Here is a 14,167-nt window from a genome sequence, read left to right on the forward strand (position 1 = left end):
CGCGCAGAGGGCGTAGAATCCTCTGCGTATGGCGAAGAAGCAGACGAAGGAAATCGGATTTGAAGTGATGTGCCCGGACTGTGGCGCGATGCTGCGCATTGATCCCGTGACGCAGACCATCATTGCTCACACACCCGCCCCGCGAAAGCGCACGTTTGAAGATCTGGGCTCGGCCGCAAAGGCTGCTCGCGAGAACGATGCGCGTCGCGACAACATCTTTGCGCAGTCCGTGGAAGCGCAGAAGAATCGCGACAGCATCCTGAATGCAAAGTTTGAAGAGGCTTTCCGCAAGGCGAAAGAGACGCCGGATACGGGCAAGCCCTTCCGTGAGTTTGATCTGGACTAGTTCAGCAAAACAGGGAACAGGTTGCGATGGTTAGGAAAGTAAACTTCTTGCTTCGCGGTCTGTTGCCGCTGGCGCTTCTTGTACCCGCTTCACTGCATGCGGCCACGCTTCGCGTGAACGATTTCGGTGCAAAGGGCGACGGCACTGCGGATGATACGAAGGCCATTCAAAGCGCGCTGGATAAGGCTGCGGGACATAACGATACGGTGACGTTTGCGCCGGGCACGTATCGCATGGGCTCCATCTTTGTGAAGAACAACACGCACCTTGAGATTCCGAAGGGCGTTACGCTGATCGGCATTCAATCACTGAGTGCGTATCCGCAGATGCCGACGCGCGTTGCGGGCATTGAGATGACATGGCCTGCTGCGCTGGTGAATGTCTACAAGCAACAACATGTACAGATCAGCGGCGAAGGCACGATTGACGGCGACGGAAGCTATTGGTGGAAGAGCTACTGGGACCTGCGCGCCACGTATGAGCCGAAGGGCCTGCGCTGGGCCAGCGATTACGATGCGAAACGGCCTCGCCTGATCCAGGTGTTTGATTCGTCAGACGTGAAACTGGGCGGCGGCTTGCAACTGCATCGCTCCGGCTTCTGGACAGTCCACATCTGTTACTCACACGATGTCACGGTGGACGGTGTGACAATCCGCAACAACATCGGTGACAAGGGGCCTTCTACCGACGGCATCGATATCGACAGCTCGCACGACATTCTGGTGCAGCACGCAGACATTGATGTGAATGACGATGCGCTGTGCCTAAAAGCGGGGCGCGACAGCGATGGTCTGCGTGTGAATCGACCCACATATAACGTGGTGATTCGCGATTCAGTGATTCGTTCTGGTGCTGCTGCGGTGACATTTGGTAGTGAGACGTCTGGTGGCTTTCGCAACGTGGAAGCCTACAACCTGACCGCAGAGAAGAATGTAAGCAACGGCGTGCTGATTAAGAGCGCACGCGTGCGCGGTGGCTTCGGCGAAAACCTGCGTGTGCATGATCTGCATCTGGACGGTGTGAAGACGCCAATCAAGGTAACGCTGAACTGGAACCCCGCATACAGCTACGCCACGTTGCCGAAGGACGCCGACCCAAAGACCGTGCCGCCGTACTGGATTCCGTTAACAACGCTCGTGCCACCAGAGAAAGGCTTACCGCACTTCCACGATGTCCACATCTGGAACATCGACGCGAAGAATGCCATCACAGCAATCGATATGTCCGCATATCCCAATGCGACACTGGATAACTTTGTGATCGATCATGTGACGATTGCCGCGAAATCAGCGGGGAGTATTGCGAACACACGCAATCTAAAACTGAACGATATCCAATTGAAGATTGAGGACGGCAGTGTGTTGAAGTTCGCGGATAACGCAGAGCTTCAAGGGCAGGACAAGGTGCAATACGGCGTCGCGCCGAAGCACTAGATCGCTACAGCGTGATGCGAACGAGACCTTGTTTTGCAGGACGATCAAGACCAAGCTGCTGGCGTGCCGCAGTCGTCATGCGCTCAGCAGACCATGCAGGTTCCCAAACAACTTCAACCGTTGAGCGACTGACTTCGCGCATACCGGCAAGGCGGTTGTGGATCTGACCCAGCATCAAGGCTTCACGTTCATCATTCGGAGCACGCATCGTTAAGTCGATGTGCACAAGGTAGCGCGGCTCATAGCCCGGTGCATCTTCATCGCGCGTGATCTGGATGCTGTAGACGAGCCCGAGATCGACGATGTTCACCTGCAACTCGGTGTCAAAACATACACGGAGCGCCTCGCGGACATCGTCTTCGGTAAGCATGGGATTAGTGTGTGCGCTCAACCAGAGCGCGGGCCACGGCCTTCAAGCGTTCTGCATGGGCACCAAAGCGATCGAGTTCCGCGAGCGCATCGCGCAGCAGTTCTGCAGCGGTGGCGCGGCTGCTCTCAATGCCGAACACAGCGGGCCACGTGGCCTTGTCGGTCGCCGTGTCCTTGCCTGCGGTCTTGCCCAGCTCTTCGCTACTCTGCGTCATGTCGAGTACGTCATCGACGATCTGAAATGCGAGTCCCGCCTTCTGCCCAAAGCGACGGAGGCTGGCGACTTCATCCGCAGAAGCTCCGCCGATCAGTCCACCGGCAACGATGGAGACGGTGATCAGCGCGCCGGTTTTGGAGCGATGAATCGCTTCCACTCGCTCGGCAGTGGGCTTGGTGCCTTCGCCTTCAATGTCCCACACCTGGCCGCCGATCATGCCGGGAGCCAACCCGTCGTAGCCAACGCCGGTACCAGTGGCGATGGCGATTTCCTTCACGATCTCAATCTTTGCGAGCGCGTCTCCGGGCAGCTTGGCAAGTGTCTCGTACGCCAGCGTCTGCAGCGCATCGCCTGCAAGGATGGCCATCGCTTCGCCATAGACCACGTGGCACGTGGGCTTGCCGCGGCGCAGGTCATCGTTGTCCAGCGCGGGCAGATCATCGTGGATCAGCGAGTACGTATGCAGCATTTCAACGGCTGCACCTACGTCGGCCGCGCCGTCCGGCAGCGTGCCTTTAATCATGCGTGCGGATTCCAGCGCCAGCAACGGGCGCAGGCGCTTGCCACCCGCAAAAACGCTGTGGCGCATGGCGCGATGGATGTTGTGCGGCTGCACATCCGGGCCGGGCAGCAGGCGTTCCAACGCTGCGTCGGTCTGGGCCAGGCCTTCCTGAACGAGTTGCGAAAAATCTACAGACATGTGTGGATGAGCGATCTCTTTGATTCTACCGGAGAAGGTCGCTGTGCGAAGATTCATCGCGCTTTGCCGCGATGATTAGGAAACCTAACCCCATCAAAGACAGCGCGCCTCCCGCCCACTGATCCCACGGCTTGCGATAGCGCGCTTCCACACGATGGAGCCCAACGCTGTGCAGAGGTACAGCAAGAAGCCCGTCCGGGCGCTGCGGTAAGGCGTTTTGCTCCACACCGTCCAGCAACACATGCCAGCCGTAAAAGGGACGCAGGCGAACGATCAATACATCGTTGGCGTGAGTCGCGTTCGGTGTGAAGATGAGATCGTCAGAATGCGGAATCTGCTCCGCTGGCAGCGGCGTCCCTTTCGGAAACGAACCGTTGCCGCTCGCCGGTTGATTGCGCACATCCTGAGCGATCCACGCAGCAGGAAGCTTGATCTTCAGTACATCATTGTCATCGTGCACGGGAGTGTATTCGTCCGTCTGCTCAAAGCCATCGCCACGGTGAAAGAACATCCATTGCGGTGCAAGCCCTTCTTCGTCATCGCAACCCTGACGGAAGATGGGATTGGCAAGACCGTAGGCGGCGGCGAGGGTCAGCACTAAACCTGCCACCACCCATATCGTATTGGTCTTCCGTGTGACTGCGTGAGATGCAGTGATCCGCTTCACCATCAACGTCACCACGACCACGGAAACCGCGCCCTGCATGGCAAGAAAACGCCAAGGGAATTGCAGAAAGTTCAGTTGCGGGGCGTGATGCCAAACGGGGCCAGAGAGTGGCGTCTGCAGCACAAGAACAATCACGCTGTAGATCATCAGCACAGGCACAACGATGCGCCACGCATCGTGTTGCTTCAGGGATGCGTCGCGGTCGTGCATGCCAGCGAAGGCCCGCACATGTTTGCGCTGCAGCATCCAAGTTACGCCGCCACACACTAGCGCTGCTGCCACCAGCACAACTGCAATGGTGGAGGAGTGAAGCAGGACGCCGTTGTGAAACTCATCCTTCGAGTATGCGAAAAGATAGTTCGCCTCAGGGCTGGCGGCAGGCGTTAGCGCTGCGTTCAGCGTGATGAATTTGCGTTCCATGGCGAAAGGGAAAAGGTAAAACGCATCAAGCAGAACGCCCAGCAGAAACCCTACGGTCACTCGACCGAAGTAGGGCCATGCTGAGTGGCGGTCTTTGCGCAGCAGGTAAAGCCAGCGGATGCCGCCAATGAGCAGCATCGTGTAACAACCCACAACGGCGGCGGGCGCATTGCTAATCCATAGCAGAGCAATTGCCACGGCTATGCGCCATGCCGTTACACGCTCGCGGAGAAGCCCGATCAACAGCAGCGGCATCCATGCGGCAGCCATCAATTCTGCATAAGCGGTGCGCTCGTAAGCGCAGAACAGCATGTAAGGGTTTACCAGATAAAGGCAGCCTCCCAGGACGGCCAGGCCCGGTGACACCCATCGCCGCAACAGGCGATGCATGGTGACGCCGCAGAGGAAGAAAATGAGCGCGGTAAAGCTGAAGACGATTCCGCTCCACGGCAAAATCAATGTGAGTAGCGCGCCGGTCATCCATGACAGTGGCGGATAGAAGAGTAGGCGTGGTTCACCAGCATCCCATGCCGCGTGGAAGGCCCACACGGGCTTCACGATGCCGCCTTTCCACTGTGTGCTTGCTTCCATCCAACTGCGCAGGTGGAAGTCGAAGTCGTGGCCGCAGGAGTAGCCGCGCGTCAGCAGAGGAAGAGCAGCCAATACTGCCGCAAACGCAAGGACGACCCACGCAAGCACGTCCGCTCGCGTGACGAAGTGCTTGTGGCCTCTCGCCTGCGTTTTCGCTCTATCCAACATGGTGATCTTTACGAGTCTAGCTTTGTAGAAAGAGTTTGTTCCGGCCAATCGGGATTTTCGTGTGGCTTCCAGGTTCCGTGTTCATGGAACAACCCGGATATCTCTACCTGCCCCCATTCATAAAGTGGCGTTGCGGATGGCACACTAGAAGGGTGAATCTTCATGTCCTGCAATCGCTCCTGTTGGGGCTGCTGATTGCGATTGCACTGATCGCAGGAGTGGCACGGCGGCTTTCTGTCTCTTATCCCATCGTGCTGGTGATGGCGGGGCTGCTTGCGTCGTTCCTGCCGGTGGTGCCGGACATCCCACTATCGCCGAGCCTGGTGTTTCTGGTGTTCCTGCCGCCGTTGCTGTTTGCGGCCGCGTGGCAGACGTCGTGGACCGAGTTCAAATACAACATCATCTCCATCAGTTCGCTGGCTGTGGGGCTGGTCTTCTTCACGGCTACCGGCGTAGCGATAGCGGCCCATTATTTTCTGCCGGAGTTCGACTGGCGGATCGGGTTCCTGCTGGGCGCAGTGGTATCGCCAACAGACGCGGTGGCGGCAACATCGATTGCACGCAAGATCGGCATGCCCAAGCGCATTGTGGACATTCTGGAGGGCGAGAGCCTGCTGAACGACGCCACGGGCCTGTTGGCGTTGGAGTTCGGCGTGGACATGCTCCTGCGCGGCACCGCGCCCACGCTTTCAGAAGGGCTGCTTCGTCTGCTGTGGTTGTTTGCGGGCGGTGTAGGCGCGGGCCTGCTGTGCGGCAAAGTGGTGGTGTGGTTTGAGAGTTACATCGATGACGGCCCGGTAGAGATTGCCGTGTCATTTATCGTGGCCTATGGCTCGTATCTGACGGGTGAGGCCGTGCACGCATCCGGTGTGATTGCCGTGGTCGTATGCGGCCTTTTCATGAGCCGCAAAAGCGCGACATTTTTTTCACCCGGTGTACGGCTGCAGATCACAGCAGTTTGGGACGCTGCTGAGTTCCTGCTGAATGGCATGGTCTTCCTGCTGCTCGGCATGCAGATACAGCCAGTGCTGAATGGCATCCGCGGTCTCACCCGCACACAGGCTGTTCTCTACGGATTGAGCTTTGCAGCGGTACTGATCGCATTGCGATTGCTGTGGTGCTTCCCCATGGCGCACCTGACATATAGGCTCCGTCACCGTTTCCAACATCAGCCTGATCCCAAGCCCTCGGCACGAAGCATCTTTGTGATTGGTTGGACCGGTATGCGCGGCGTAGTGGCTTTGGCCGCTGCAAACTCGCTGCCCTATCAACTGGCAGATGGGCGTCCCTTTCACCAGCGCAACATGATCATCTTTCTCACGTTCTGCGTGATCCTGGTGACGCTGGTTCTGCAAGGGCTTTCGTTGCCGGCGCTCTTGCGTGTCTTACGACTGAAGAATCTCCCCACCAGCGAATGCGATGAGGGAGAGGCACGGCGCATCCTGATCCGCAGCGCGGTAAGCTACCTGACTTCAGCACGCGAGGGTGATGATGCTTCGCTGCACCATGCCTACGATGACCTGTTGCATCAGTATGAACATCGGCTGGAATCCATTCAGGACTGCGGGCCCGGTGTGCCAGCGCAGGATCTCCATGCACGTTCCATGCAGACAATTCTTGCCGAGACGTATCGCACAGAGCGGCAGGAGCTGATCGCCCTCCGCGATCAGGGCCGTGTGGATGAGAGTGTCTATCGCACCCTGGAACGTGAGCTGGATCTGGATGAAAGTCGGCTGCAGAGTTCTACGTAGAACTCTGCGTTAATCCGTAGGCAAAATATTGCTCTGGTTTAGTGCCTTCAATTCTTCCGTGACCTCCGCAGCAATGCGGCGTGCTTCATCCACGCGATCCACGGGAACGCTTATCGCACCCACGCGTGGATGTCCGCCACCACCGTAGCATTCGCAGATGGCCGCAATGTTCGCGAGTTTGTCTGCGGACACTGTCGTCCACGGATTGGTGCCAACAGAAATCTTGGTGCGGAAGCTGGACTTCGATAGTCCCACCACGTACACACCCCGGGGTAGCAGGTAGTACGGGATGAATTTGTTGTAGCCCTCGGTGGGCTGATCCGTAATGTCGAAGGTGATCACGCCCTTGTCGCTGGCCGCGCGTGAACGCAACAGCGTGATGTCGCGATGGTGCTTCTCCAGCCGCGGTTGGACTTCTTCCTGTACGAAGTTTTCCTGCAGCGTATCCACCAGAGGCTGCGATGTAAGCAGCGGGATCAGCCGCGGAATGAACGTGGGATCGCTGGTGCCTTCAATCGCCATCATCAACTTCATCGCAGGTGCGGCCAGGCCCACAGCGGCATCGGCCGACTCAAACTTGGCACCGTCGATGATGTCCGCCCACAGCAGTAGGTCTTCCAGACCCTTCGTACTGAAGCCAAACTTCTCGCGCGCAATATCTGCAATAAAACCCGTGCAGGAGATACGCGTGGGATCGAAGAACTTCTTGCCAGACTTGTCGTGCAGGAAATCTTCGCGATCGGTTTCCGTCAGGAAGGCGCTCTGGTGATGATCGAACCACCATGTGAGCTTGGGCGAATCGTAGTACTTGAAGTCGACGATAGCGTTTTCATCGCCGCTGAAGTCTGCGGGATCGAACTGTGCGCCGGCTTTGTGGGCAAGACCTTTGTAGCTGTATTCCGTGGCCGTACCAATGCATTCGCGATGGAACTTGGTGAACAGCGAAGCAGAGCATGCGCCGTCGAAACAGTTGTTGTGATACAGAACGCGCAGGTTCATCCACGTCTTCCTTCGTACACTTTCAAGTGCGTGTAAGCCGCGCCCAGCAGAGGCGCTTTCACGCCGTTAGCGCGGGCCAGCAGATCACCGAGGATGTGGTCGGCTTCCACGGGCAATCCCTTGGTCATATCGCGATACATGGATGACGTCAGCGTCGAACCCGCCTCGGTCATACGCTGGCCGTGGCCTTTGACGAACTCTGCATCAGCGGGATGACCATTTGCCGTTGCAATCGCAATAGCCTCATCCTGCACCGCAAGCGCCATCGCAACGCCATGTTCACCCGTAGCAACAATCTCGCCAACATTGCCGCCGCCGAGCACGCAGACCGCACCCATGGTCGAAAGAATCCACCACTTCTGCCACATGGTGTCGATGATGTCTTTTGACAGCACAAGCGTAATACCGGGAACAGAGAAGGCATCGTATAGCGCCTGCGCACGCGTGGTTACAGTGCCGTCGATCTCGCCAAAGTTCATGTGATCCAGCTTCGTCATCTGCCGGATAAGGCCGTCCGGTTCCACATCGCAGACGATGCGTACAGAGCCGCCCATGACCTTCTCTTTGCCGAAGCGATGCGCAAGCGTATCGAGATGCCGCATGCCATTCAGAATCGGCACGATCACAGTGTTGTCACCGACGGCAGCAGCGAAGTCATTCATCGCGCTCTCCAGCGAATATGCCTTCACGCTGATGATGACCACATCGAATGCGCCAGCGGACTTCAGCTCTTCCGCGGTGATCAGCTTAGGTTGGGAGAGCGTAGCATCGCCGGAAGGCCCGGCGATGCGAATGCCGTCACGTTGCAACTGTTCCTTGCGCTGACCACGCACAAGGAACGTAACGTCGCGACCGGCGAGCGCCATGCGTCCACCAAAATATCCGCCGGTGGCGCCGGCACCCACCATCAGAATGCGCATGTGCGTTATCCCTTGTGGCTGAAGATTGACAGCTTGGTGATGTCGTTAAAGATGACGAACATCGCGAACAGGATAATGCAGACAAACGCCGCCTGGTAGATGCGCTCCTTCAACTGCGCATTCACATCGCGGCGGATAATGCTTTCAATGATCAGGAAAAGGATCATGCCGCCATCAAGAATCGGCATTGGCAGCAGGTTGAAGATGCCAAGGTTCAGGCTGATCGCAGCGGCCAGGCTTAGTACAGTCCATGTGCCCATTTCGCGCGCCATGCCTACCTGCTGCGCAATGCCGACAGGGCCGCTCAGGTTGCGTACGGAGACCTGGCGCTTGAACATGCCGCCCAGTACGTCAAACACCAGCGTGGAGTTCTTGGTGAAGTCCTTCCAACCGGTTTTGATGGCCACATTCATCGGCTGCTTCGTCGTGACAACAGGCGGCGGTATGACGGCAAAGCCCAGCTTATAGGCCTGTGTGCCTTTGGCTCCGGGCGTTAGGCGCGGCGTGATCGGAACTTGCAGAGTTTCGCCTCTGCGATCGATCGTGAGCGTGACGGCTCGACCACCCACATCGTTCAGATAGGCGCTGGTAGCTTCTGTGCCGTGGAAGTTGTGACCATCAATGGCCACGATCTCGTCACCCTTTTGCAGGCCAGCCTGCGCCGCAGGCGTCGTGCTATCGGGCAGATCGTTGATCACCACGGGACCTGCCTGCGGACGAGGCACCAGGCCCAGCACCGTGGAAACATCATCCGGGCCAAAGTCTTCCGGCTTGCCGTTGTAGTTCACGGGCAGTTCGGTGTCTACGCGGTTGCCGTTATGGATGTAGGAGAAGGGAAGTGTCTGGCCTGCTTTCAGGCCACTGAACATCATCACGTCCTGCCACGTAGGGTTCGTGATGCCGTCAAAGCGAACAATCTGATCGCCCACCTGGATACCGGTTTTTGCAGCGGGCGAGTTGGCCACGACGTAGTCCAGTTCGCCGCGATCCTGCAGAAACTCGATGGTTTCGTGGTGGAAATGCGCGACGAGCGTGAAGACAAAGATTGCAAGAATAAAGTTGGCAATCGGACCAGCCAGGGCAATCACCATGCGCTGCCAGCGCGGCTTCGCGTTGAAGTTGCCGGTGTCTTCGCCGGAACGCGCGGAGTGCAGAGCACCGTCGGGTGAATTGGGATCGAGGCTTTCGCTGGGCGAGGTCTGGATCATCTCCATCTCGGTTTCGCCCGTCATCTTCACGTATCCGCCAATGGGCAGCGCGCACACCTTGTAGTCGGTGCCGTTATGCACATAACCAAACAGCCGCTTGCCCATGCCGATGGAGAATGCCTCCACGCGTACGCCGAATAGCTTCGCCGCGGCAAAGTGACCGAACTCGTGAACCAGGACCATGACGCCCAGGATGACGAGGAAATAGACAATGGTGATGAGCATTTCGCCGATGTGCAACAGACCCTCTCGTACTACGCCCGACCGGTACTTAGCCAGATGGGCAATGATGTTTAGACGTATAGCGGAACGCGTTTGTTCCCTGTGTAGCTAGGCGCGCGCCAGAGTCTCCGATGCAATCTGACGCGCCGTGGCGCGAGCAGTTGTATCGGCTTCCAGAACTTCGGCAATTGTCGCCGGATTGGCTGTTGGCGTCTGTTCCAGTACACGTTCAATGGTTCGTGGGATGCCCATGAAGGGTAGATCACCCTTAAGGAATGCGGCAACCGCAATTTCATCCGCAGCGTTAAGAGCAATGCAATGTGATGCGCCATTTTCTGCCGCCTCATAAGACAACCGCAGGCATGGAAAGCGCTCGAAATCAGGCTGCTGGAAATCCAACTGCGCCAGTGTCGCCATATCAAAGGTCAGCTCGCTCGGCACGCGTTCGGGATAAGCCATCGCGTACAGGATAGGCAGACGCATGTCGGTAACGGAGAGCTGCGCAAGGATGCTGCCGTCCACATACTCCACCAACGAGTGAATGGTGGACTGCGGATGGATCGTAACCTTCACCTTGCTCGGCGGCAGATCAAACAGGCGGCAGGCCTCAATAATCTCAAGTCCCTTGTTCAACATGGTGGCGCTGTCGATCGTGATGCGCTGTCCCATCACCCATGTCGGGTGCTTCAATGCCTGCGCCGGTGTGATGTGTTCAAAGTCCTTCAACGGCGTGTTGCGGAAGGGGCCACCGCTTGCGGTCAGCCATATCTGCTTCACTTCATCGGCGGTGCCTGCACGCATGGCTTGATGAATCGCGTTGTGCTCACTGTCGATGGGAAGAATGGTGACATTGTTCTTCTTTGCTGCAGCAATGATCAGTTCACCCGCAGCCACCATCGCTTCTTTATTCGCCAGGCCGATCGTCTTGCCTGCGTTCACCGCGGCGTAGGTGGCTTCCAGACCGGCAACACCCACAATGGCGCTCACCACGAAGTTCACTTCCGGCAGCGTCGCCACGCGAACCGTACCGGCGGCTCCATAGACAACTTCCGTGCCGGTAACGCCTGCGGCCTTCAGCTTCTGCGTCAGCTGCGTGGCCAGTTCTTCTGTGGCAACGGAGATCACCTGCGGACGCCAGCGCACACACTGCTGGAAAGCCAGATCCAGGTTCGTTCCGGCGGCGAGTGAGACCACGCGATAACGCTCCGGGTAGCGTTCGCAAATGTCCAGGGTGCTGGTTCCAATGGAGCCGGTGGAACCGAGAATAGCGATGTTTTTCATCGCTTTTCATTTTCTCAGATAGCCAATGCCTACGGGTGCTATCGTTCGTTGGCGAGGTGCAAATGGCTGCACGCGGTTGCTGGAGTCCAGGCAGAGTCATCCTTGTGGCCACACTCGTCTGCGGCACGCTGGATATCGCTGATGCAGCTATCTTTACCCTCGCCCACGGGCACGATCCGCTGGCGATGCTTCGTTCCATCGCCGCCTGCCTGCTTGGCCCTGCCGCAATGCGCGGCGGTAACCTCATGTCTTTGCTCGGGTTAGGGCTCCATTTTCTGATTGCAGCTTTCTGGGCCAGCTTTTTCGTTTTGTTGGTCGGTCGGGCGTCCGCTTCGCGTCGCTACCCGCTCGCCGTTGGTGTTATCTACGGTCTGTTTATCTACCTTGTCATGAACTACGTCGTACTGCCGCACACGGCACTCCATATCCCGCTCCCGCGGCCCGGCCCCGGCATGGTGAACGGGGTGCTGGCACTCGTGGTGCTGTTCGGTGTTCCCGTCAGTCTGCTCAACCGCAAACGTTGTTGATCCGACCCGGGTTTTCCTCATGCGGGGCGGCTGATCCCCCTTCTTTTCTTCATGATCGTTTAAGTTGGCGTGGTTCCATTGCGCGCCGTCCGGTGTACACTCCATGCATCCCCGCCTGATATCGCGGGTCGGCAGACAGGGTTTCGTAAGGAGGCATCCCGTATGACCAAGGCAGATCTCGTAGATGGCGTGACCGCCTCCGGCGACCTTACCCGCCGTGATGGTGAAGTCATTGTGGACACGTTCTTCGAGGGCATCATTGATGCCATCCGCAGCGATGAGAAGGTGGAGATCCGCGGCTTCGGATCGTTCCGCATTCGCCAGCGGAATGCGCGCATCGGACGCAATCCCAAGACAGGCGACAAGGTAGAAGTGCCCGCGAAGCGCGTGCCCTACTTCAAGCCGTCCAAGGAACTCCGCGATCTGGTCAACGCCCCGGAACCTTCCGCTTAAGCTTCCTTTTCCAGCAGCTTGCGAAATGCCTGGGCATACGGCTCGGGCAACTCGCGTTTCGTCATCTCGCGGCTTACCACCACATGGCTCGTTGAGCCTTCGCAGAGCAGTTTGCCGTCTTCCACGCGAACAACCTCATACGCCATCTTCAACACTGGTCCGCGCATGGCAGTAATGCGTGTGCGTACCGCGATTTCGTCGTCGTAGCGTGCCGATGCGCGATAGCGCGCTTCCACACTGACAACCGCGATCAGGCAGCCGTGTTCTCTCTCCAGGTCGGCATAGGCAAGTCCCAGCGAACGCATCAGTTCCACGCGCCCCACCTCAAACCAGATCAGATAATTCGCGTGATAAACCACGCCCATCTGATCGGTTTCGGCATAGCGGACACGGAGACGGGCTTCGGCGTGGAAAGGCTGTTGCGGCATAGCTTAAGTTTAACGGCCCAGCAGCACTTCGCTTGTGATGGTGCTCACACCGGCCGCCTGCCATTTCTTTGACATCTCCGCCATGGATTGCGGATCGATACCCCGCACTGCATCTGTGATGACGGTGATGTTGAATCCAAACTGCTTGCCATCCAGCGCCGAAAAACCCACGCAGTAATCCCAGGCAAGTCCACACAGATAAAGGTCAGTAACTCCCTTATCGCGGAAGTATCCAGCCAGACCGGTAGAGGTCGTGTGATCGTTTTCCAGGAAGGCAGAGTAGGAGTCGATGTCGCGACGAAATCCTTTGCGCAGAATCAGACCGGCGTGAGGAAGCTCCAGATCAGGCGATAGTTCTGCCCCCGCGCTGTCCTGGATCGTGTGGTCGGGCCAGAGTGCCTGCGTTCCGTAAGCGGCCTCTACAGTCTCCACAAAGGCCTGCTTGCCATGTGTCGACGCGAATGAGATGTGGTCAGCCGGGTGCCAGTCCTGCGTCAGCGCAATCTCGGCAAATTTCTTGCCCAAACGATTGATAACGGGAATCACTTCCTCACCCTTGGGAACCTCCAGCGAACCACCCGTAAGAAAGTCCCTCTGAACGTCAATGACAAGCAGTGCATTCTGCGACATATCCGGCACGATCCTTTGCATTCCTAAGCTTTGCTTTTGATTCTCTGCTGCCGCGCGTCGATGCGCCACCCGTGCGATTGCCTACACGTTCACAGCAGCGGGGCATAGTTACTTGTTTGGTTCCTTTCCGGTTTTCTTCTGGAATTCGGGGGTATTTCTCGCGGTTCCCCCTTGACTTACCAGTTACCCCGTATCAGAGTAGGAACATCACGGTCGTTCTTTATCGGACGTGCGTGATATGGGGCCTTGCTCTGGCACCCATCCGCTACAAGACAATATGGCAACCATGATGGCACCCGTCGAACAGCGGGAGGTACTTCGTTGCGATCACTGCAGCCTGGTTCAGTTCCGGTCTGCAAACTCGCTTTGCCGCAAGTGCCGCAAGCCCCTGGATGTGGAAGAGCCTGAGCCGGTTGCGGCTCCCGCGCTTTCGCTGGTTCCGCCGGCTGCACAGTCGTCGGACGACAGCGGCATACAGGTGGCTACCGCCGTGCGCGATCTGCGTCGCGTACGCAACCTGAGCCAGCGTCAGCTTGCTGGCCGCATGAACGTCCCCCGCACCTATATCAGCAAGATTGAGAACGGCAAAGCGATGCCGACCCTCAGCAGCCTCGAGCGTCTGGCTCGGGCTCTGCAGGTGGACATCTCCGCTCTTCTGCGCGACGCAAAGACGCGTCACAAGGACGAAGCCGCTGTTCTCATGGCAGATCCGTTCCTGGCAGAGATTGCTCAGTTCTGCTCGCAACTGGACGCGCTGCAGAAGTCGATCTTCCTCAACCATGTGCGCGAACTGGCCAGCGGCCGTCGCCGGATGGCGTAGGAAACTGACTTTTCGCG

General features: G+C 57.9%; 15 protein-coding genes. 6 read left to right on the forward strand and 9 right to left on the reverse strand.

Translation table 11 applies throughout. The annotated features are described in order from the left end of the window. The first annotated feature begins 28 nt into the window (after nt 1-28). Complete coding sequence (locus tag M504_RS19845; RefSeq protein ID WP_047497702.1) at nt 29-346, forward strand: hypothetical protein; 318 nt, start codon at nt 29-31, stop codon at nt 344-346. A gap of 26 nt (nt 347-372) precedes the next feature. Beyond that, entirely contained in the window at nt 373-1,779 is a 1,407-nt protein-coding gene (locus tag M504_RS19850; RefSeq protein ID WP_052201103.1) for a glycoside hydrolase family 28 protein, read from the forward strand. Between the two features lie 4 nt (nt 1,780-1,783). Here the strand turns inward: M504_RS19850 and M504_RS19855 are convergent, their stop codons facing one another. Genes M504_RS19855 through M504_RS19865 form a run of 3 tightly spaced genes read right to left on the reverse strand, consistent with a single transcriptional unit; the run spans nt 1,784 to nt 4,911 of the window. Further along, complete coding sequence (locus tag M504_RS19855; RefSeq protein WP_047498044.1) at nt 1,784-2,149, reverse strand: metal-sulfur cluster assembly factor; 366 nt, start codon at nt 2,147-2,149, stop codon at nt 1,784-1,786. Nucleotides 2,150-2,153: 4 nt separating this feature from the next. Then, entirely contained in the window at nt 2,154-3,065 is a 912-nt protein-coding gene (locus M504_RS19860; protein ID WP_047498047.1) for a polyprenyl synthetase family protein, read from the reverse strand. A gap of 25 nt (nt 3,066-3,090) precedes the next feature. Beyond that, entirely contained in the window at nt 3,091-4,911 is a 1,821-nt protein-coding gene (locus tag M504_RS19865) for a hypothetical protein (RefSeq protein ID WP_156994068.1), read from the reverse strand. A gap of 152 nt (nt 4,912-5,063) precedes the next feature. Between M504_RS19865 and M504_RS19870 the strand changes: the two genes are divergently transcribed. Beyond that, nucleotides 5,064-6,662 carry a Na+/H+ antiporter gene (locus M504_RS19870; protein WP_047497707.1) on the forward strand — a complete coding sequence of 533 codons (1,599 nt, stop codon included), beginning with the start codon at nt 5,064-5,066 and terminating at the stop codon, nt 6,660-6,662. Nucleotides 6,663-6,671: 9 nt separating this feature from the next. Here the strand turns inward: M504_RS19870 and M504_RS19875 are convergent, their stop codons facing one another. The 4 genes from M504_RS19875 to M504_RS19890 all read right to left on the reverse strand — a co-directional run bounded on the left by M504_RS19875 (nt 6,672) and on the right by M504_RS19890 (nt 11,292). Next, entirely contained in the window at nt 6,672-7,661 is a 990-nt protein-coding gene (locus M504_RS19875; RefSeq protein WP_047497710.1) for a DHH family phosphoesterase, read from the reverse strand. Continuing rightward, the gene (locus tag M504_RS19880; protein WP_047497712.1) at nt 7,658-8,581 is read right to left on the reverse strand and encodes a ketopantoate reductase family protein; all 924 of its coding nucleotides are present in this window, start codon (nt 8,579-8,581) and stop codon (nt 7,658-7,660) included. Before M504_RS19880 ends, M504_RS19875 begins: the two co-directional genes overlap by 4 nt. 5 nt (nt 8,582-8,586) lie before the next feature. Beyond that, nucleotides 8,587-10,029 (reverse strand): RIP metalloprotease RseP, encoded by a 1,443-nt coding sequence (rseP, locus tag M504_RS19885; RefSeq protein ID WP_232296382.1) that lies wholly within the window; start codon nt 10,027-10,029, stop codon nt 8,587-8,589. Nucleotides 10,030-10,119: 90 nt separating this feature from the next. Continuing rightward, nucleotides 10,120-11,292, reverse strand: a complete 1,173-nt coding sequence (locus M504_RS19890) for a 1-deoxy-D-xylulose-5-phosphate reductoisomerase (protein WP_047497714.1) — start codon at nt 11,290-11,292, stop codon at nt 10,120-10,122. Nucleotides 11,293-11,354: 62 nt separating this feature from the next. On the opposite strand from M504_RS19890, the gene M504_RS19895 reads away from it, so the two are divergent. Further along, entirely contained in the window at nt 11,355-11,819 is a 465-nt protein-coding gene (locus tag M504_RS19895; protein WP_047497717.1) for a hypothetical protein, read from the forward strand. 162 nt (nt 11,820-11,981) lie between these two features. Beyond that, entirely contained in the window at nt 11,982-12,272 is a 291-nt protein-coding gene (locus M504_RS19900) for an HU family DNA-binding protein (RefSeq protein ID WP_047497720.1), read from the forward strand. Here the strand turns inward: M504_RS19900 and M504_RS19905 are convergent. Further along, nucleotides 12,269-12,700 carry a thioesterase family protein gene (locus M504_RS19905; protein ID WP_047497722.1) on the reverse strand — a complete coding sequence of 144 codons (432 nt, stop codon included), beginning with the start codon at nt 12,698-12,700 and terminating at the stop codon, nt 12,269-12,271. The two genes, M504_RS19900 and M504_RS19905, sit on opposite strands and share 4 nt — an antisense overlap. A gap of 9 nt (nt 12,701-12,709) precedes the next feature. Beyond that, nucleotides 12,710-13,351 carry a bifunctional nicotinamidase/pyrazinamidase gene (gene pncA, locus M504_RS19910; RefSeq protein ID WP_198137723.1) on the reverse strand — a complete coding sequence of 214 codons (642 nt, stop codon included), beginning with the start codon at nt 13,349-13,351 and terminating at the stop codon, nt 12,710-12,712. Nucleotides 13,352-13,607: 256 nt separating this feature from the next. Between pncA and M504_RS19915 the strand changes: the two genes are divergently transcribed. Then, a complete protein-coding gene (locus tag M504_RS19915; RefSeq protein ID WP_047497728.1) occupies nt 13,608-14,150 on the forward strand; it encodes a helix-turn-helix domain-containing protein in 543 nt (180 codons plus the stop codon). Nucleotides 14,151-14,167 lie beyond the last annotated feature (17 nt).

It is taken from the genome of Terriglobus sp. TAA 43 (assembly GCF_000800015.1).
In the GTDB taxonomy this organism is placed as follows: domain Bacteria; phylum Acidobacteriota; class Terriglobia; order Terriglobales; family Acidobacteriaceae; genus Terriglobus.